Source organism: Paracoccus sp. M683, assembly GCF_007096355.1.
In the GTDB taxonomy this organism is placed as follows: Bacteria; Pseudomonadota; Alphaproteobacteria; order Rhodobacterales; family Rhodobacteraceae; genus Paracoccus.
Genome location: NZ_VKDF01000005.1, coordinates 221,726 through 239,391 on the forward strand (window position 1 = coordinate 221,726; position 17,666 = coordinate 239,391).

Below are 17,666 nucleotides of genomic sequence, written 5' to 3' on the forward strand. Positions count from 1 at the left end.
CGTGGCGGTTTGGTTGAAACCACAGGCACGGGCGGACAGGAAAGCAGATGGCGACAGAGGCAACGGGCGGGCTGAACCCCGTCGAGGCATTTGCGATGGTCGGCGTGGCCGGGGTCGCCGCGCAATGGCTGGCCTGGCGGTTTCGGTTGCCCGCCATCGTGCTGATGCTGGCGGCGGGGCTGATACTGGGCCCGGTCACCGGAATTTTCGTGCCATCGCGCGATATCGGCAGTCTGGTGCAGCCGATGATCTCGCTCGCGGTTGCGGTGATCCTGTTCGAGGGTGGGCTGACGCTGAGTTTCAAGAAACTGGCCGATGCGCGCCCGGCAGTCAGGCGGCTGGTCTATGTCGGCGCCCCCTTGGGCTGGCTGTTCTCGACGCTGGCGCTGGCCTATGGCGCCGGGCTCAGCTGGGAATCCTCGATCGTCTTTGGCGGCATCATGATCGTGACAGGCCCGACCGTGATCGCGCCGTTGCTGCGCCAGGCCAGGCTGCACACGAGGCCCGCGCAAATCCTGCAATGGGAGGCGATCGTCAACGACCCGATCGGCGCGCTGGCGGCGGTTCTGGCAGTGGGGCTGGTGACGGTCGCCTATAGCGATCTGCCGGTTTCCTCGGCTCTTGGGCATTTCGGGCTGGGGATCGGCTTTGCCTTTGCCTGCGGGCTTGCGGGTGGCTGGATGATCGTCTCGGCCTTCCGCCGGGGCTGGGTGCCCGAATACATGAAGGTGCCGCTGCTGTTCGTCAGCGTGCTGGCCGTCTTTGCCGTGTCGGATTCGATCCTGCATGAAAGCGGCTTGCTGGCCGTGACGGTGATGGGCCTGTTCATCGCCAATGCCGATCTGCCCAGCTATCACGAGCTGCACCGCTTCAAGGAACATGCCACGATCCTGCTGGTCTCGGGCGTGTTCATCCTGCTGGCGGCCAGCGTCAAGTTCGAGACCCTGGCCCAGTTGAACTGGTGGCGCGCGGGGCTGTTTGTCGTGCTGGTCATCGGCGTGGCGCGTCCGCTGACGGTGCTGATCTCGCTGATCGGGACCAACCTGACATGGAATGAAAAGCTGCTGATCGCCATGACCGGCCCGCGTGGTGTGGTGCTGGTCGCCGTGTCCGGCGTCTTTGCCGAGCGGCTGGTGGCCATCGGCATCGAGGATGGCGGGCTGATCGCGCCGCTGGCCTTCGTGCTGGTGCTGGCCACGGTGGTGCTGCACGGCTTCACCCTGGCGCCGGTGGCGCGGCGGCTTGGGCTGACCTCGGGCGAGAAGCCGGGGCTGCTGATCGTGGGCGGATCGCTGTTTGCCACCGGGCTGGCCAAGGCGCTGGAAAATGCCGATGTGAACGTGCTGGTCACCGATGCCAACCGCGACCGGCTGCGCACCGCGCGGGCTGCGGGGGTGCCGGTCTTTGACGGCGACATCCTCGGCGAGGCGGCCGAGCATAATGTCGAGTTCATCGCCTTTTCAGCCATCCTCGCCGCCTCGGACAATGATGCCTATAACACGCTGGTGGCGACCGATCTTGGCCCGGAATTCGGCCGCGATTCCATCTGGCAGGTCGCGCGCCACAAAGAGGACCGCGCCCGCTATGCCCTGCCCAGCCAGTTGGGCGGCCAGCCAATCACCGGCAACCGCACGCTGGCGCAATATCTGGAACTGCTGGCGGGCGGCTGGATCTTCCGCACCACGCGCCTGACCGAGGAATATACCTTGCAGGACTGGCGTGCCGCGCGTGAAGGTGCGATCCCGCTGGTGGTGGTGCAGGACGGGCAGTTGCGCTTTGTCGATGATGCCGAAAAGCTGGACGGAAAGGCCGGGATGCGCATCGTCTCGCTGATGCCGCCCGAGGTGGCCGAGAAAATCCGCCAGGAAAACGAGGCCCAGACCGAGATGAAGGACAAGGCCCGCCAGATCGCCCGCGAAGAGGCCGAGGCGGCCCGCGAGGCACAAGAGGCCGAGACCGGCGGCGGCCAGGGCGGCGGCGCACCGGGCGATGGGCGGGACGATCCCGATCTGGTGCGGAACACCGGCGAGGCCTAGCGAACCGCTGGCGTTCGCCTTGGCGGGATAACCGGGTCAGGTCGAATTGCGGCCCCTGTTGACCTTTGGGGGTGGGCGGCGTTAACCCGCAGTCAGATTTCAGGAAGCGCATGATGAACCTTTTCTCCGATATCCGTGCCCGCGTGCTTGATGGGTTGACGCAGATGGTGGCGGCGGGCGAGCTGCCTTCGGGCCTTGATTTTGGCAATGTCACGGTCGAGCCGCCGCGCGATGCGGCCCATGGCGACATGGCCACGAATGCCGCGATGGTTCTGGCCAAGCCTGCTGGCATGAAGCCGCGCGACATTGCCGAAAAACTGGCCGCGCGGCTGACCGATGATCGGATTACCAGCGCCGAGGTGGCGGGGCCGGGATTCCTGAACCTGCGGCTGGCACCGGCGGTCTGGCATCAGGTCGTGGCCTCGGCCCTGCAATCGGGCGCGGATTTCGGGCGCTCGGACGCGGGCGCGCGCGAGAAGGTGAATGTCGAGTTTGTCAGCGCCAACCCGACGGGCCCGATGCATGTGGGCCATGTGCGCGGCGCGGTGTTTGGCGACGCGCTGGCCAGCCTGCTGGATTTCGCGGGCTTCGACGTGACGCGCGAATATTACATCAATGATGGCGGGGCGCAGGTCGATGTGCTGGCCCGGTCCGCCTATGAACGCTACCGCGAGGCCAACGGGCTAGAGCCGAAGATCGCCGAGGGGCTGTATCCCGGCGATTACCTGATTCCGGTCGGTGAGGCGCTGAAGGCGAAATACGGAACCAGCCTGATCGACAAGCCGGAACAGGACTGGCTGGTTGAAATCCGCGAATTTGCCACCGAGGCGATGATGGACATGATCCGGCAGGATCTGGCCATGCTGGGCGTCACCATGGATGTCTATTCCAGCGAAAAGGCACTGTATGGCACCGGCAAGATCGAGGCGGCGATTGCCCGGCTGGAAGCCGCCGGCCTGATCTATACCGGCACGCTGGAGCCGCCAAAGGGCAAGCTGCCCGAGGATTGGGAAGCGCGCGAACAGGTGCTGTTCCGCTCGACCGAGTTTGGCGACGATCAGGACCGGCCGATCCAGAAATCCGATGGAAGCTGGACCTATTTCGCGCCCGATATCGCCTATCACTTCGACAAGGTCGAACGTGGCTTTGATCAGCTGATCGACGTGCTGGGCGCCGATCACGGCGGTTACGTCAAGCGTTTGCAGGCCGTGGTCAAGGCGCTGTCAAATGGCCGCGTGCCGCTGGACGCCAAGCTGGTGCAACTGGTCAAGCTGTTCAAGAACGGCGAGCCCTTCAAGATGTCCAAGCGCGCGGGCACATTCGTTACGCTGCGTGATGTGGTGGACGAGGCGGGGCCGGACGTGACCCGCTTCATCATGCTGACACGCAAGAACGACGCGGCGCTGGATTTCGATTTCGCCAAAGTGCTGGAACAGTCCAAGGACAACCCGGTCTGGTATGTGCAATATGCCAATGCGCGGGTGAACTCGGTCCTGCGGCGGGCGGCGGAAATGGGCGTCGATACCTCGGATGCGGCGCTGGCGCGTGCCGATCTGGCCCGTCTGGGTCACGAGGCCGAGCTGGACCTGGCCCGGAAAGTTGCAGAATGGCCACGGCTGGTCGAACATGCCGCCCGCGCGCATGAGCCGCATCGCGTGGCGTTTTTCCTTTACGACATCGCCTCGGCGCTGCATTCGCTGTGGAACCGCGGCAATGACGAGGTCACGCTGCGCTTTGTCCAGGATGGCGATAAGGACACAACCGCCGCAAAAATCGCATTGGTTCGGGCGGTTGGCGTTGTCATTTCATCCGGTCTGGGTATCCTTGGCGTGAATCCGGTGGAAGAAATGCGCTGAATACAGGTGCCGCCGCCGGGCTGATGAGAGCAGTCAATGGTAATGCCGGATCAACCGGCGGACAGGCAGGCTATGGCAGTGATGGATTTCCGCGATGGCGGGCATGTATTTTCGCGTGGCGACAAGCGGCGCGAACTTTCCTATCAGGACGAATTCGATGACGGCTACGGGCCAGACGAATCGCAATTCGCGGCCAGTCCGGGTGGCGACGGCCTGTCGGTGCGAATCGCCCGCCTGACGCATTATGTGGGCGCGCTGGTTTCGGTCGCGCTGATGGTCGGGTTGATGGCCTGGGGCTGGCAGCTGATGATGCGCGATGTCTCGGGCGTGCCGGTCATCAAGGCGGTGGCCGGGGACGCGCGCACCACGCCCGATGATCCGGGCGGCGAACTGACGGGCCATACCGGATTTGCCGTCAATACCGTTTCGGGTGGCGCGCAGGAACAGGCGGTCCAGCAGGTCGGTATCGCACCGGCCGCGACCGGGCTGGACGATGGCGATGTCGCCATGGGCCAGTTGGGCGCGACGGCGCGCGAACCTGCATCCGCATCCGAGGCCCCGCTGGATTTCGGCGGCGAGGCCGTGATCGCCATGCAGGACAGCGAGGCCGCGGCCGCCCGTGCCGCCGCCGAGGCCGAGGCTTTGGCCGAACAGCAGCGCCAGCAGGCGCTTGCCGAAGCCGCGCTGGCCGAGCAACAGGTTGCCGCCGCCGTGTCCGACGCGCCTGCCGCCGAAGGCGCCGTGACCAGCGTTGTGACCGATGAAACTGGCGCCCCTGCCCAGGCCGAGGCGATCCGCGAGGCGCTGACGCAGGCGCAGCAGACCGCAGGCGCGGGCAAGCTGGCCGTGTCGACCCGTCCGGTTCCGCGCCCCCGCCATACCACTGTCGCAGCCGCGCCTGCCGCAGCCCCGGTGCAGGCGGCTGCCGCCACCGATGCGCCCGCCCGCCGCCCCGAGGCCGCAATGGCCGCATCCGAGGCCGAGGCGCAACGGCCGGTGCAGGCTCAGGTCGCATCGGGCTCGCAAGTGGTTCAGATCGGTGCCTTTGACAGCAATGCCATCGCCGAAAGCGAATGGGGCCGGGTGTCGGGCAAGTTCGGCTCGCTTTTCTCGGGCAAGGGTCAGCTGATCCAGCAGCATCAGGTCAATGGCCGCACGTTCTGGCGGCTGCGCGTGGCCGGCTTTGATTCGCGGGCCGATGCGCAGGCCTTCTGCGCCCAGCTGAAAGCTGGCGGCACCGACTGCATCGCCACCGCGCAATGAGCCACAGCGCAACCATCCTCGGCGGTATCGCCGGGGCTGAACTGACATCGGCCGAGCGGGATTTCTTCCGCTCGGCCGATCCTTGGGGCTTCATCCTTTTTGGTCGCAACGTCGCCGATCCTGAACAGCTGCGCCGCCTGACCGGCGATCTGCGTGATGCGGTGGGCCGCGATGCGGTGATCACCATCGACCAGGAAGGCGGGCGGGTGCAGCGGATGCGCGCGCCGCATTGGGCCGAATGGGTGCCGCCGCTGGATCAGGCCGGTGCCGGCGAACGCGCGATGTGGCTGCGCTATCGCCTGATCGGGGCCGAATTGCGCGCGGTCGGCATCGACAGCGATTGCGCGCCGACGCTGGATGTGGCGCAGGCCGATACGCATCCTTTCCTGCGCAACCGTTGCCTGGGCGAGGATCCCGCCACCGTCGCCCGTCTTGGCCGCGCCGTGGCCGACGGGCTGCTGGCGGCGGGTGTTCTGCCGGTGATGAAGCATATGCCGGGCCATGGCCGGGCCGTGGCCGACAGCCACAAGGATCTGCCGACCGTCACCGCCAGCTTGCAGGACCTGGATGCCGTCGATTTCGCGCCGTTCCGCGCGCTGGCCGATCTGCCCATGGCGATGACCGCGCATATCCGCTTTGCCGCGCTGGATGATGCGCCGGCAACGGCCTCGGCCAAGATGGTGGGGATCATCCGCGACCGCATCGGCTTTGGCGGCCTGTTGATGAGCGATGACATCACCATGAACGCGCTGCCCGGCAGCCATGCCGAACGCGCCGCCGCCACCATCGCGGCCGGTTGCGATCTGGTGCTGCATTGCAATGCCACCATCGCCCAGATGGAGCTTGTGGTTGCCGCAGCCGGCGCGATGGGCACCGATGCCACCCGCCGCGCCGATGCCGCGCTGGCGATGCGCCATGCGCCGGATGCGGTGGATCAGGCTGCGCTGATGGCCGAATATCGCGAACTGGTGCCGCAGGCGGCTGGATCAGCCATTGCTTGACTTGCAGCCCGGATGGGCCGACCCTGTCGGCCTGTCCTGCTTGCGGTGGCTGCCATGTCCCGAACCGGAAAAGATGTTCCCTATCTGAAGCCCGTGCCCGATGGCGCCGGGGCGTCGGATGACGATTTCGATGCGGTTTCCGCCCGCCGCGCGGAAGAGGCGCTGATTGTCGATGTCGAGGGTTTCGAAGGCCCGCTGGATCTGCTGCTGACGCTGTCGCGCACGCAGAAGGTCGATCTGATGAAGATCTCGGTTCTGAAACTGGCCGAGCAATATCTGGCTTTCGTCGAACAGGCCCGCAAGCTGCGCATCGAACTGGCCGCCGATTATCTGGTCATGGCGGCATGGCTGGCCTTCCTTAAATCGCGGCTGCTGCTTCCCCCCGACCCCGAGGCCGAGGGCCCGTCGGCCGAGGATATGGCCGCGCATCTGGCATTTCAGCTTGAACGGTTGCAAGCGATGCGTCAGGCCGCAAGCCGGTTGATGGGCCGCGACAGGCTGGGGCAAAGCCGGTTTCAGCGTGGTGCGCCCGAAACGGTGGCTCGCAAACGCCGGACCGAATATCAGGCCGGGCTGATCGACCTGATGCGGGCCTATGCCCGGCTTAAGACAAAGGATGAGTTTCGCCCCTATGCCTTTGACCGCAAGGGCGTTTTCACCATGGAGCAGGCGCTTGAACGGGTCCGCAAGCTGATCGGCTTTGCCGGCGATTGGACCGAACTGGCCGATTTTCTGCCCGATGGCTGGGAAACCGACCCGGCGCGCCGTCGATCCGCCACGGCCGCCACCTTTGCTGCCACGCTGGAACTGGCGCGGCAGGGGCAGCTGGAATTGAAGCAGGACGGGACATTTTCCCCGATAACCATAAGGCGCAGGCCGAATTAAGTGAGTGCAGTGAGTGAATTGAGCGAGATCGAGGGCAACCCCGAACCCACAGGCGACGATATCGACCCGGCAGAGTTTCCTCCGCCGCCGATCGAGGTGCAGGAACGCATGGTCGAGGCGCTGTTATTTGCCTCGTCACAGCCCATGTCTGTGCGCGAACTGGCCGCGCGGATGCCCCATGGCTGCGACCCGGCCGAGGCTGTGCGACAGCTGGTCGCGCGCTATCAGGGCCGGGGCGTGATGGTGGAAAAGACCGGCGATGCCTGGGCCTTCCGCACCGCGCCCGACATGTCTTTCCTCATGCAGACCGAAACGGTCGAACAACGCCGCCTGTCGCGCGCAGCGACCGAAACGCTGGCCATCATCGCCTATCACCAGCCGGTGACGCGGGCCGAGATCGAGGAGATCAGGGGCGTTGCCGTGTCGCGCGGCACGCTGGATCAGCTGATCGAGATGGAATGGGTGCGCATGGGCCGCCGCCGGATGACGCCGGGCCGCCCTGCGACATTCGTGGTGACAGAGACTTTCCTTGATCATTTCGGCCTGGAATCGGCCCGCGATCTGCCTGGACTGTCCGAATTGCGCGCTGCCGGGCTGCTGGACAGCCGGGTGCCAAGCGACGGGCTTCAGGTGCCTCTTGCAATGCGCGAGGATGATGATGACATCGACGACGGATCGCCCGCCGACGATCTGTTCGAGGATGAATAGGGCACAGGGATGAACGGTTTTCTGAACCAGATGATGCGCCGGCTGATCAACATGGTCACCAATCGCGGCATCAACAAAGGCATTGACCATATGGCCCGGCGCGGATCTGGGGGCAAAGCCACGCCGCAAAGCCGCCAGCAGGCCAAGGCTGCGCGCGAGGCGGTGAAACGCGCCCGACAGGCCGCCCGCATCACCCGGCGCCTGGGGCGTTAGCATCGCGGCCCTGTTCTGGCGGCCCGATCCGCTTTATGGCTGCCGGCCATGAGCGAAACATTCGAGATATTTCTGGTGGCCACGCCGGGCTTGGAAGCCCCGCTGGCGGCCGAGGCGGCCGAGTTGGGCTTTCAGCCGGTGATCCAGCCGGGCGGCGTGACCGTTCAGGGCGGCTGGCCCGAGGTCTGGCGCGCAAATCTGTGGTTGCGCGGGGCAACGCGGGTGCTGGCCCGGATCGGCAGTTTCCGCGCGCTGCATCTGGCGCAGCTGGACAAGCGGGCGCGCAAGTTTCCCTGGGCCGATACACTGCGCCCCGATGTGCCGGTGAAGGTCGAGGCGACCACCCGCGCCAGCCGCATCTATCACGCAGGCGCCGTGACCCAACGGATCGAACGCGCCATCGCCGAGGAACTGGGCGCCCCCATCGCCGCCGATGCGCCGGTCACCATCAAGGTGCGGATCGAGGATGATCTGTGTACGATCAGCGTCGATACCACCGGCGAATCCCTGCATAAGCGCGGCCATAAACAGGCCGTCGCCAAGGCCCCCATGCGCGAAACCATGGCCGCCATGTTCCTGCGCGAGATGGGTTTCGATGGCAGTCAGCCGGTGCTGGACCCGATGTGCGGCTCGGGCACCTTTGTCATCGAGGCGGCCGAGATCGCGACGGGGCTGGCACCCGGCAGATCGCGCGCCTTCGCCTTTCAGCAACTGGCCAGCTTTGCCGCCGCCCCCTGGCAGGCGATGCGGGACGCGGTGACGCCTCGGCCATCCGGGCTGATCTTCCTTGGCAGCGACCGCGATGCCGGTGCGATCCGCATGAGTGGTGAGAATGCCGAACGGGCAGGGGTGGCCGACCATGTCCGCTTTCAGACCAGCCCCATCGCTGATCTTGAACGCCCCATCGGCCCGCCCGGTCTGGTGATCATCAACCCGCCATATGGTGCGCGGGTCGGCAACAAGGGGCCGCTTTTCGGCCTGCACGCCGCCATGGGCGAGGTGTTTCGCAGCCGTTTTGCCGGCTGGCGCATCGGTATCGTGACCAGCGAGGGCGGTCTGGCCAAGGCCACCGGGCTGCCGTTTCAGCCGCCCGGTCCCATCGTGGCGCATGGCGGGTTGAAGGTGCGGCTGTGGCAAACGGGGCCGCTGCCCGGTTAGGCAGCGGTTTTTACGATCTGATTCGGTCCGGCGCGGCGGCCGGACCCGGATCAGTCGATGATCTGGCCGGGATTGAAATTGCCCAGGTTGCCCATCAGCTGCCGAACCAGCGAGATCTCGGTCACGCCCGAATCGGTCACGCGACGCGACAGCACGACGATGCGACCGCGTTCCAGGCCAAAGCGCTCGACATTGGCGACGGTGCCGGTGTCTGCGGCAAAGGTGATGGCGACGACCTGGCGGTCGATTTCCTGCGGCTCATAGGGGCCGTAATGGCGCCAGCGAGAGCCAACGTAATACCAGCCCGACCCGGTCAGCAGTCCTTGCGCACTGGGCCGGCCGATCAGCGTGGGCAGTTCATCAACGGTGGTTTGGCCGACGACGACCTCGGCCAGATCCAGCTCGGGCGGGACATAGCCGTGATTGCGATAGACAGGCGAGCAGGCGGCAACGGCCAGAACGGCCACGATCACAAAACGCCGGATGGCTGACATGAAATTTGGTCCCTCTTTTCCGGTCGTTCGGTTGACGCCGCCGACACGGCTTAGCAAACTCGGCCCCTGCGCTCAAGAATAAGGCGCAAACCGTCCGGCCATGCCGGCGATGTGAAGGACAACGCCATGACTGCCACCCCTGTCTATGCCCATCGACTGCGCGTCGCGCATCTGAATCCGCGCGCACCCAACCCCGTGCTGCTGGAACCCGACGCCGACGCGCGTGCGGCGATCGCGGCCGAACTGGACCTGCTGGACCTGCCCGCCTTGCGGCTTCAGGCACAGATCACGGCGCAGGGCAGCGATGCCTGGGTGCTGACGGGCCGGCTGACGGCGCGGGTGGTGCAGCCTTGCGTGGTGACGCTGGCCCCCGTTGAAAGCCCCATCGACGAAGATTTGCGCCGGGTTTTCTCGCCCCATGTCACGGCACCGCTGGACGAAGAAATCGAGATGCCCGATGACGAGATCGAACCGCTTGGCCAGTTCATCGACGCGGGCGCGGTGATGGTCGAGGCGCTGGCGCTGGCACTGCCGCTTTATCCTCGTGCCGAGGGTGCCGAACTGCCCGAGGAAGCCGAGGATCAGCCCTCCGCCGATGACGAGGGGGATCGCCAGAAACCCTTTGCCAATCTGGGCGCGCTGCTGTCCAAGCGCCCGCAATAGCGGCTATTCGACCCGTGCTGGCAGGCGCGCCATCAACCGGGGCGCGCCGATGCCATGGGCCACGACGCTGATCGCCACGATCAGCGCCACCAGTGCCCAAAGCAGGCGCCCCGTTTCGATGCTGTAGGGCGCGTGGTTCAGCCCATAGGCCAGATAATACATCGAGCCGACGCCGCGAATGCCAAGCGCCGCGATGGCAAAGCGCTCGCCCCGTGGCAGGCCCAGCCCCGCCAGCGAGAACCAACCCGCCAGCGGCCGCACCAGCAGCAGAAACAGCGCCGCCACCAGCCAGCCCGACGGGCCAAGCGGCGCCAGGATGCCTTGGGCGATGGCGATTCCGGTGACAAAGACCACACCGATCAGAAAGATCATCTCGGTCTGCTCGACGAAATGGTGCAGGTCGGAATGAAAGGCGTGGTCACGCTCGAACCGGCGGAAGGTCAGGGCGGCGATAAAGACGGCGATGAAGCCATAGCCATGGACCATCTCGGTCACGCCATAGGCAAACAGCGTCAGCCCAAGCGCCAGAAACCCATCCGACACGCCCCGGCGCGGCGCCAGCCGGAAAACCGCCCAACCCAGCAGGCGGCCGATCAGCCAGCCCATGAACAGCCCCGCCGCGATCTTCCAGACCACATCGACAGCCAGCCACTCCCACAACACGGGCGGATCGAAACTGCCCTCGTCGCCGGGGCGGCCGGTCTCGGCCATGCGGTCGGCGGTCGCGGCAATGGCCAGAAAGACAAAGGGAAAGGCCAGCCCGTCATTCAGCCCCGCCTCGGATGTCAGGGCAAAGCGCGGCTCGGATTCGCGGGCCTCGCCGGGCGGGCCGACCTGCACCGATGCGGCAAGGACAGGATCTGTGGGGGCCATCACCGCGCCCAGCAACAGGGCTGCGGCCAGCGGCAGGCCCAGCATGGTCCAACCCAGACCGGCCAGGGCCAGAATGCAAAGCGGCATGGTCAACGCCAGCAGCCGCCAGGTCGAGGCCCAGCTGCGCCAGCCGATCCGCCGGTCCAGCTTCAGCCCACCACCGGTCAGCGACAGGATCACCGCCAGTTCGGTAATGCGTTGGACCAGCAGGCCCTGGCGGATCGGGTCGATGGTGGGAATGGCGTCGAACAGCAGTCCCACACCGATTCCGCCGAACAGGCAGGCGATCGGGACCGACAGCGGCAGCCGCCAGCCCATGCGCCGGGAAAGCGCCGGCACGACCGCCGCCGACAGCACCCCGAAACCCAGCATCGCCAGAAAGATCTCATAGCTCATCGTCATCATCGGTCAGTTTTGCTGTCCCGCCTGCCGGCCGGCAAGTGGGAAATACGGCGGCTGACAGCCAGTTTATCCTTGCGTGAGCGCGCGGCATGGCTTACTTCGGCGCTTCATCCCGGACGGCGCTGCTCGCCCCGCCGGCCGACAGCCGCATCCTGCGGAATGGCCTTGCAGGCCCGGCCGTCATGGCGTATTGGCGCGGTTCGTCCACGAATTCAGACACTCTTCAGGGTCGCTTTGCCTGCCCTGTCAGACAAAACCGAGGTTGTGACATGGCTGTCCCTCAGAATCGCGTTACCCGTTCCAAGCGCAATATGCGCCGCGCCCATGATGCGCTGGTTGCGGGCAATCCGAACGAATGCACCAATTGCGGCGAGTTGAAGCGCCCGCATCACGTCTGCCCGTCCTGTGGCCATTATGCCGATCGTGAAGTGGTCGCAAAGGCCAACGAGATCGACCTGGACGACGACGCGGCGTAAGCCGCCGAACCGCTGACCCATGGTCACGACTGACGCGCAAAGCCCAGGCCCGCGCGCCCCTGTAGCCGGGGGCAGCGTGGTGATTTCGGTTGACGCCATGGGCGGCGACCGTGGCCCCACGGCTGTCATCGCCGGTATCGCGGAAAGCGCCGAGAAGAACCCCGAGATCAGTTTCATCGTCCATGGCGACGAAGAGCTGCTGCGGCGCCTGATCAGCAAGCGCCGCGGCCTGGCCGAGCGTTGCGACATTCGCCATGCGGAAGGCGTGGTGAAGATGGGTGACAAGCCCAGCCAGGTCGTGCGCAAGGGCGAGGATACGTCGATGTGGTCGGCGATCGAATCGGTGCGCCAGGGCGAGGCGACGGTTGCCGTATCCTGCGGCAATACCGGCGCGCTGATGGCGCTTTCGATGATTCGCCTGCGCAAGCTGCCCGGCGTGAACCGCCCGGCCATCGCCTGCCTGTGGCCCTCGAAAAGCCCGCAGGGTTTCAACATCATGCTGGATGCCGGGGCCGATATTCGCGCCGAGGCTGCCGATCTGCTGCAATATGCGATGATGGGCGCGTCATATGCGCGCAACGGTCTGGGCGTGGCCCGCCCGCGTGTTGGCCTGCTGAATGTTGGCACCGAGGAGCACAAGGGTCGCCCCGAACTGAAAGAGGCGCATGAGCTGATCGGCCATGCCACCGCGGCGGGGGACTTCGACTATGTCGGCTTTGTCGAGGGCGGCGATCTGCCTTCGGGGCGTGTCGATGTGATCGTGACCGATGGGTTTACCGGGAATGTCGCGCTGAAGACCGGCGAGGGCACGGCCAAGCTGGTGGGCGAACTGCTGCGTGAGGCATTTGCCAATTCCTTCATGTCGAAATTCGCGGCGCTTCTGGCGATGACCTCGCTGAAGCGGCTGCAAAAGCGGATCGACCCGCGCCGGGTGAATGGCGGCGTGTTTCTGGGCCTGAACGGGACCGTGGTGAAATCGCATGGCTCGGCCGATGCGACCGGGATCTCGGCGGCGATCAAGCTGGCGTTCCAGCTGGCCAAATCCGGCTTTCAGGAACGGCTTGCCGCACGGGTCGCGCAAAGCATGGCCGTGGTGGCCGAAACGCCCGAAGCGGGCACCGGAGGCGAGGAGGCCGCATCGTGACACTTCGCGCCGTCATCAAGGGCACGGGCCACTACCTGCCCGAACGGGTGGTCGAGAATAGCTGGTTCGAGGACAAGATCGAGACCAGCGACGAATGGATTCGCGCCCGCACCGGGATCGAGCGGCGCCATTTCGCGGACGAGGGTCAGACCACCAGCGATCTGGCCATCCGCGCTGCCCGTGCCGCGCTGGACGATGCCGGGATGCAGGCGGATGACATCGACGCGATCGTGCTGGCGACATCGACCCCTGACCTGACCTTTCCGGCCGTGGCGACGATGGTGCAGGCGGGGCTGGGCATGACACGGGGCTTTGCCTTTGACGTGCAGGCGGTCTGTGCCGGTTTCGTTTTCGCGCTGGCCAATGCCGAAGGCCTGATCCGCGCGGGTCAGGCCCGTCGCGTGCTGGTGATCGGGGCCGAGACCTTCAGCCGGATCATGGATTGGGAAGACCGCTCGACCTGCGTGCTGTTTGGTGATGGCGCCGGGGCGGTTGTGCTGGAAGGTGTCGAGGGTCGGGGCGACAGCAATGACCGGGGCATTCTGGCCACCGATCTGAACAGCGACGGCCAGTATCGCGATCTGCTTTATGTGGATGGCGGCGTCAGTAGCACCGGCACGGCCGGCCATCTGAAGATGCAGGGCAATCTGGTGTTCCGCCATGCCGTCGAAAAGCTGGCCAGGACCGCCCATACCGCGCTGGACAAGGCCGGGCTGAGCCCCGAGCAGGTCGACTGGCTGGTGCCCCATCAGGCCAATGAGCGGATCATCACCGCCACCGCGCAGAAGATGGGCGTGCCGATGGACAAGGTCGTGCTGACCGTGGCCGATCACGGCAATACCTCGGCGGCCTCGATCCCGCTGGCCTTGTCGGTCGCGGCCTCGCAGGGGCGGTTCAAGCCCGGCCAGGTGATCGTGACCGAGGCAATCGGCGGCGGGCTGAGCTGGGGCAGCGTGGTTCTGCGCTGGTAGCCGGGCAGGGGGCCTTGCCCCCATCGCCTGCGGCGATCCCCCCAGGATATTTGACTGAAGAAGAAATGGCGGATCAGCGCAGCTGGGAATCCTTGCTGCCGCGTCGGTTGATGCCGGCCGTGGGGCGAAAGGCCTTGTCGCGGCCTGACTGGCAATCGACGCAAAGCTGCACGCCCGGCACGGCCTGACGCCGCGCCTCGGGGATGGGATCGTCGCATTCAACGCAAAATTCGGCGCTGTTGCCGCCCCGGCGTTGCTGCGCCCGCATCCTGTCGATTGCCTCGCGGGTCGAGGCCTCGATCTGTTCGTTCACCGCGCCCTCGGGCGCCCAACCACCAGCCATGTGCGGTCCTCCTTGCCAATCAGATAGGGATGGCGGGCCGTTAACGCAAACCTTGCGTCAAGCAGTTGACAGCATACCGGGCGTTTGGAACAGTCTCTGCAACGCGGCATGAACAGGACCGCGACAGGGAGGACAGTTTGCCCATCATTCGTCTGATCGACGGCATCAATGAGGTCGTCGGCCGAATCGTTTCGGTCGTCGCGATCATCTTTGCAGGCATCATCATCTATGACGTCGTCATGCGCTATGTGTTCGGGAACCCGACGCGTTGGGCATTTGATGTCACCAAGCAGCTTTTCGGATTTTATTTCATCATGCTGGGCGGCTATGCGCTGCGCCATCAGTCGCATGTCAAGGTCGATCTGGTGACCGAGAGACTGGGCCGCAACGCCCGGCGTTGGGTCGAGGCGGCCGGCTATCTGATCTTCTTCTTTCCCTTCGCCTGGATCTTTGCCCGTGAAAGCTGGAAATTCGCGATGACCTCGTGGAACCAGGGCGAGGTGACCTATGGCGCCGTGTCATTGCCGGTCTATCCGTTGAAGATGGCAATGTTCGTCGCGGCCGTGCTGTTGCTGGCCCAGGGCGTCAGCGAGCTTTTGAAGCTGGTCCTGAACAAGGCCGACCACCTTGAGCCGATGGAGCCGTTTGATGTCCGGTGAAACGATCGGCCTGATCATGGCCGGAATGCTGGTGCTTGGCCTGTTCATGGGCCATCCGCTGGCCTTTGTGCTGGGGGGCACGGCGGTTGCAGGCGCCTTTATCGCCGGCAAGCCGATGGTGCTGGGCATCGTCATCAACCGCATCTTTGGCGATGTGCTGGACAATTACGTGCTGATCGCCATTCCGCTGTTCGTGCTGATGGCGCGGTTCCTGTCCGATAGTGGCGTCACCGACCGCATGTTCGAGGCGCTGCGGCACCTGATGGCCAGCGTGACCGGCGGTCTTGGGCTGGCGGTGGTGTTCATCTCGATCCTGCTGGCCGCGACTACGGGGATCATCGGTGCCTCGATCACCGTGATGGGGATGATGGCGCTGAAGCCGATGCTGCAATACGGCTATGACAAGCGGCTGGCGACGGGGCTGATCGGCGCATCGGGTTGCCTTGGCATCCTGATCCCGCCCTCGATCATGTTGATCCTGATGGCGTCCTATGCGCCGGGCCTGTCGGTTGGCCAGCTGTTTGCCGGTGCGATGATACCCGGCGTTCTGCTGGGGCTGATGTACGCGATCTATGTGGCGGTGATTGCCTGGGTGCGGCCGGAATGGGCGCCCCCGGTCAAGGATGAAGAACAGATCAGCCGTGGCGCGATGTGGCGGATGCTGATCGTCGAGGCGGTGCCCCCGCTGGTGCTGATCCTGGGGATCCTGGGATCCATGCTGGCAGGCGTCGCCACCGCGACCGAAGCCAGTGCCATCGGCGCCGCCCTGGCCTTGCTGATCGTGATCTTCCGTGGCCGTTTCGAATGGCGCACCTTCTATTCGGCGCTGCTGGAGACGGGGCGCACCAGTGCAATGATCCTGTTCATCGTGGTCGGTGCCACGGCCTTTACCGGTGTGTTCAACATCACTGGCGGGCTGCGCGCCAGCCAGGACCTGATCCGGGGGCTGGCCGACGATCCCTATACGCTGGTGGCGGTGATGCTGCTGGTGGTCTTTGTGCTGGGCATGTTCCTCGACTGGACCGGGATCGTGCTGCTGTCCTTCCCGATCTTCCTGCCGCTGGTCAAGGAAATGGGCATCGACCCGCTGTGGTTCGTGATCCTGATGGCGGTGGTGTTGCAGACCAGTTTCCTGTCGCCGCCCTTCGGATATGCGCTGTTCTATATGCGCGCCATCGCCCCGCCCGAGGTGCGCACCGCCGACATCATCCGGGGGGTCTTGCCGTTCATCGCGCTGGTGCTGCTGATGTGCGTGCTGATCATCGCCTTCCCGTCGCTGGTCAGCTGGCTGCCGACAAAGCTTTACGGTGCGGCGGGTTGACGCGCCGGGCCAGACAAAACTCAACAAGGAGGATACCAATGAAGCATTATCTGACCGGGGCCGCGCTGGCCGCCGTCACTGTCGCGGCTGCGCCCGCGATGGCCGAAAACTGGACCATGACCTCGACCTGGCCGTCCAGCCTGGAACTGATCGAGATCGACAAGCATTTCGTGGAACTGGCCAACGCCATGATCCCCGATGATCAACTGACCATCGAATTCTTCGACGGCGGTTCGCTGGTTCCGGCGGGCGAGGTGTTCGGCGCGGTCGAATCGGGCACCATTCAGGCCGGCGGCGACTGGCCGGGCTATTGGGCGGGGCGTGACAGCGCGTTTTCGCCCTTGGCCACGACCTCGGCGCTGTTCAACGCCGTGGATTACATCAACTGGATCCAGGAATGGGGCGGGGCGGACCTGTATAACGAGGTCTATGGCAAGTTCGGCATGGTCTATCTGCCCTATGGCGTGACCAATAACGAATCGGGCTTCCGCACCGTCGACAAGCCGATCGTCACCACCGAGGATCTGAAGGGCCTGCGCCTGCGCCTTTCCGGCTATGAGCAGGGCAAGCTGCTGGAAAAGCTGGGTGGTAATCAGGTCAGCATGGCCGGCGGCGAGATCTATCAGTCGCTGGAGCGTGGCGTGATCGACGGGGCCGAGTTCTCGACGCCCAACGTGGACTGGTCGGGCGGCTTCCAGCAGGTGACGAAATACTGGTCGACGCCGGGCTGGCACCAGTCGGCATCCGTCTTTGGCGTGATGATCAACAAGGCAAGCTGGGATGCGCTGACGCCGGAAACCCAGGAAACGCTGAAGGTCGCGGCCTCCGCCAACCTGCTGTGGTCGCTGGCCTTCACCGAAAAGCGCGCCACCGAAGCCTATGCCGAGTTCAAAGAGGCCGGGACCGAGATCACCCGTCTGGACGACGCCACGCTGGAAAACATCCAGATGCTCGCCAACGAGACGATCGAGGAAGCCGCCTGTGAAAACCCGCTTTCGGCCAAGGTCTATGCCAGCATGATCGCCTATTTGCAGGACTACAGCCAATGGCGCGACGCCTCGGCGCCTTACAACCTTGGTCGCAGCCCGAACGGGCCGGATCTGGCCAAAATTCAGGCTTGCGCCGGCTAAGCCGGGGACGACCGGCACTAAATCGCGCAAAATCAACGCAGAACGATGGGGCGGGGGAACAAATCCCCCG

18 protein-coding genes are annotated in these 17,666 nt (G+C 65.2%); 15 read left to right on the forward strand and 3 right to left on the reverse strand.

Annotated elements, in window-relative coordinates; genetic code table 11:
* The first annotated feature begins 47 nt into the window (after nt 1-47).
* The 8 genes from FNJ84_RS11420 to FNJ84_RS11455 all read left to right on the forward strand — a co-directional run bounded on the left by FNJ84_RS11420 (nt 48) and on the right by FNJ84_RS11455 (nt 9,120).
* Entirely contained in the window at nt 48-2,036 is a 1,989-nt protein-coding gene (locus FNJ84_RS11420; RefSeq protein WP_143793255.1) for a sodium:proton antiporter, read from the forward strand.
* 113 nt (nt 2,037-2,149) lie between these two features.
* Nucleotides 2,150-3,892, forward strand: coding sequence for an arginine--tRNA ligase (gene argS / locus FNJ84_RS11425; protein ID WP_143793502.1), 1,743 nt, complete (start codon nt 2,150-2,152; stop codon nt 3,890-3,892).
* A 72-nt stretch (nt 3,893-3,964) separates the two neighbouring features.
* A complete protein-coding gene (locus FNJ84_RS11430) occupies nt 3,965-5,155 on the forward strand; it encodes an SPOR domain-containing protein (protein WP_143793256.1) in 1,191 nt (396 codons plus the stop codon).
* On the forward strand, nt 5,152-6,156 hold the full coding sequence (nagZ, locus tag FNJ84_RS11435) for a beta-N-acetylhexosaminidase (RefSeq protein ID WP_143793257.1): 1,005 nt from the start codon (nt 5,152-5,154) through the stop codon (nt 6,154-6,156). Before FNJ84_RS11430 ends, nagZ begins: the two co-directional genes overlap by 4 nt.
* A 54-nt stretch (nt 6,157-6,210) precedes the next feature.
* Entirely contained in the window at nt 6,211-7,041 is an 831-nt protein-coding gene (locus FNJ84_RS11440; protein ID WP_143793258.1) for a ScpA family protein, read from the forward strand.
* A 108-nt stretch (nt 7,042-7,149) separates the two neighbouring features.
* Nucleotides 7,150-7,749 carry an SMC-Scp complex subunit ScpB gene (gene scpB / locus FNJ84_RS11445; RefSeq protein ID WP_143793503.1) on the forward strand — a complete coding sequence of 200 codons (600 nt, stop codon included), beginning with the start codon at nt 7,150-7,152 and terminating at the stop codon, nt 7,747-7,749.
* 9 nt (nt 7,750-7,758) lie between these two features.
* The gene (locus tag FNJ84_RS11450) at nt 7,759-7,962 is read left to right on the forward strand and encodes a hypothetical protein (protein WP_143793259.1); all 204 of its coding nucleotides are present in this window, start codon (nt 7,759-7,761) and stop codon (nt 7,960-7,962) included.
* A 48-nt stretch (nt 7,963-8,010) separates the two neighbouring features.
* Nucleotides 8,011-9,120 carry a class I SAM-dependent RNA methyltransferase gene (locus FNJ84_RS11455; protein WP_143793260.1) on the forward strand — a complete coding sequence of 370 codons (1,110 nt, stop codon included), beginning with the start codon at nt 8,011-8,013 and terminating at the stop codon, nt 9,118-9,120.
* A 50-nt stretch (nt 9,121-9,170) separates the two neighbouring features.
* On the opposite strand, the gene FNJ84_RS11460 is transcribed toward FNJ84_RS11455, so the two are convergent.
* Nucleotides 9,171-9,614, reverse strand: coding sequence for an outer membrane protein assembly factor BamE (locus tag FNJ84_RS11460; protein WP_143793261.1), 444 nt, complete (start codon nt 9,612-9,614; stop codon nt 9,171-9,173).
* Nucleotides 9,615-9,740: 126 nt separating this feature from the next.
* Between FNJ84_RS11460 and FNJ84_RS11465 the strand changes: the two genes are divergently transcribed.
* A complete protein-coding gene (locus FNJ84_RS11465; protein ID WP_143793262.1) occupies nt 9,741-10,277 on the forward strand; it encodes a DUF177 domain-containing protein in 537 nt (178 codons plus the stop codon).
* Nucleotides 10,278-10,280: 3 nt separating this feature from the next.
* Here the strand turns inward: FNJ84_RS11465 and FNJ84_RS11470 are convergent, their stop codons facing one another.
* The gene (locus tag FNJ84_RS11470) at nt 10,281-11,546 is read right to left on the reverse strand and encodes a sodium:proton antiporter (RefSeq protein ID WP_221931970.1); all 1,266 of its coding nucleotides are present in this window, start codon (nt 11,544-11,546) and stop codon (nt 10,281-10,283) included.
* A 275-nt stretch (nt 11,547-11,821) separates the two neighbouring features.
* Between FNJ84_RS11470 and rpmF the strand changes: the two genes are divergently transcribed.
* The 3 genes from rpmF to FNJ84_RS11485 are packed head-to-tail and all read left to right on the forward strand — an operon-like array spanning nt 11,822 to nt 14,143.
* Nucleotides 11,822-12,028, forward strand: coding sequence for a 50S ribosomal protein L32 (gene rpmF / locus FNJ84_RS11475; RefSeq protein WP_143793263.1), 207 nt, complete (start codon nt 11,822-11,824; stop codon nt 12,026-12,028).
* Nucleotides 12,029-12,047: 19 nt separating this feature from the next.
* A complete protein-coding gene (gene plsX, locus FNJ84_RS11480; protein ID WP_143793264.1) occupies nt 12,048-13,172 on the forward strand; it encodes a phosphate acyltransferase PlsX in 1,125 nt (374 codons plus the stop codon).
* Nucleotides 13,169-14,143, forward strand: a complete 975-nt coding sequence (locus FNJ84_RS11485) for a beta-ketoacyl-ACP synthase III (protein WP_143793265.1) — start codon at nt 13,169-13,171, stop codon at nt 14,141-14,143. Before plsX ends, FNJ84_RS11485 begins: the two co-directional genes overlap by 4 nt.
* 73 nt (nt 14,144-14,216) lie before the next feature.
* Here FNJ84_RS11485 and FNJ84_RS11490 read toward each other — a convergent pair whose 3' ends face one another.
* Nucleotides 14,217-14,486: a DksA/TraR family C4-type zinc finger protein gene (locus FNJ84_RS11490; protein WP_143793266.1), complete on the reverse strand. Its 270-nt coding sequence runs from the start codon at nt 14,484-14,486 to the stop codon at nt 14,217-14,219.
* 137 nt (nt 14,487-14,623) lie between these two features.
* On the opposite strand from FNJ84_RS11490, the gene FNJ84_RS11495 reads away from it, so the two are divergent.
* Genes FNJ84_RS11495 through dctP form a run of 3 tightly spaced genes read left to right on the forward strand, consistent with a single transcriptional unit; the run spans nt 14,624 to nt 17,596 of the window.
* Nucleotides 14,624-15,145, forward strand: coding sequence for a TRAP transporter small permease subunit (locus tag FNJ84_RS11495; RefSeq protein ID WP_143793267.1), 522 nt, complete (start codon nt 14,624-14,626; stop codon nt 15,143-15,145).
* Complete coding sequence (locus tag FNJ84_RS11500; protein ID WP_185968499.1) at nt 15,135-16,466, forward strand: TRAP transporter large permease subunit; 1,332 nt, start codon at nt 15,135-15,137, stop codon at nt 16,464-16,466. The genes FNJ84_RS11495 and FNJ84_RS11500 overlap by 11 nt, the downstream gene beginning before the upstream one ends.
* A 38-nt stretch (nt 16,467-16,504) precedes the next feature.
* Nucleotides 16,505-17,596, forward strand: a complete 1,092-nt coding sequence (dctP, locus tag FNJ84_RS11505; protein WP_143793268.1) for a TRAP transporter substrate-binding protein DctP — start codon at nt 16,505-16,507, stop codon at nt 17,594-17,596.
* The last annotated feature ends 70 nt before the right edge of the window (nt 17,597-17,666 follow it).

Bases quoted from the DNA above. Each gene is read 5' to 3' on its own strand.
- FNJ84_RS11450 (WP_143793259.1), top strand. From the start codon at position 7,759: ATGAACGGTTTTCTGAACCAGATGATGCGCCGGCTGATCAACATGGTC.
- FNJ84_RS11430 (WP_143793256.1), top strand. From the start codon at position 3,965: ATGGCAGTGATGGATTTCCGCGATGGCGGGCATGTATTTTCGCGTGGC.
- FNJ84_RS11500 (WP_185968499.1), top strand. From the start codon at position 15,135: ATGTCCGGTGAAACGATCGGCCTGATCATGGCCGGAATGCTGGTGCTT.
- rpmF (WP_143793263.1), top strand. From the start codon at position 11,822: ATGGCTGTCCCTCAGAATCGCGTTACCCGTTCCAAGCGCAATATGCGC.
- dctP (WP_143793268.1), top strand. From the start codon at position 16,505: ATGAAGCATTATCTGACCGGGGCCGCGCTGGCCGCCGTCACTGTCGCG.
- nagZ (WP_143793257.1), top strand. From the start codon at position 5,152: ATGAGCCACAGCGCAACCATCCTCGGCGGTATCGCCGGGGCTGAACTG.
- FNJ84_RS11460 (WP_143793261.1), bottom strand. From the start codon at position 9,614: ATGTCAGCCATCCGGCGTTTTGTGATCGTGGCCGTTCTGGCCGTTGCC.
- FNJ84_RS11490 (WP_143793266.1), bottom strand. From the start codon at position 14,486: ATGGCTGGTGGTTGGGCGCCCGAGGGCGCGGTGAACGAACAGATCGAG.
- FNJ84_RS11455 (WP_143793260.1), top strand. From the start codon at position 8,011: ATGAGCGAAACATTCGAGATATTTCTGGTGGCCACGCCGGGCTTGGAA.
- scpB (WP_143793503.1), top strand. From the start codon at position 7,150: ATGGTCGAGGCGCTGTTATTTGCCTCGTCACAGCCCATGTCTGTGCGC.
- FNJ84_RS11420 (WP_143793255.1), top strand. From the start codon at position 48: ATGGCGACAGAGGCAACGGGCGGGCTGAACCCCGTCGAGGCATTTGCG.
- argS (WP_143793502.1), top strand. From the start codon at position 2,150: ATGAACCTTTTCTCCGATATCCGTGCCCGCGTGCTTGATGGGTTGACG.
- plsX (WP_143793264.1), top strand. From the start codon at position 12,048: ATGGTCACGACTGACGCGCAAAGCCCAGGCCCGCGCGCCCCTGTAGCC.
- FNJ84_RS11470 (WP_221931970.1), bottom strand. From the start codon at position 11,546: ATGAGCTATGAGATCTTTCTGGCGATGCTGGGTTTCGGGGTGCTGTCG.
- FNJ84_RS11465 (WP_143793262.1), top strand. From the start codon at position 9,741: ATGACTGCCACCCCTGTCTATGCCCATCGACTGCGCGTCGCGCATCTG.
- FNJ84_RS11440 (WP_143793258.1), top strand. From the start codon at position 6,211: ATGTCCCGAACCGGAAAAGATGTTCCCTATCTGAAGCCCGTGCCCGAT.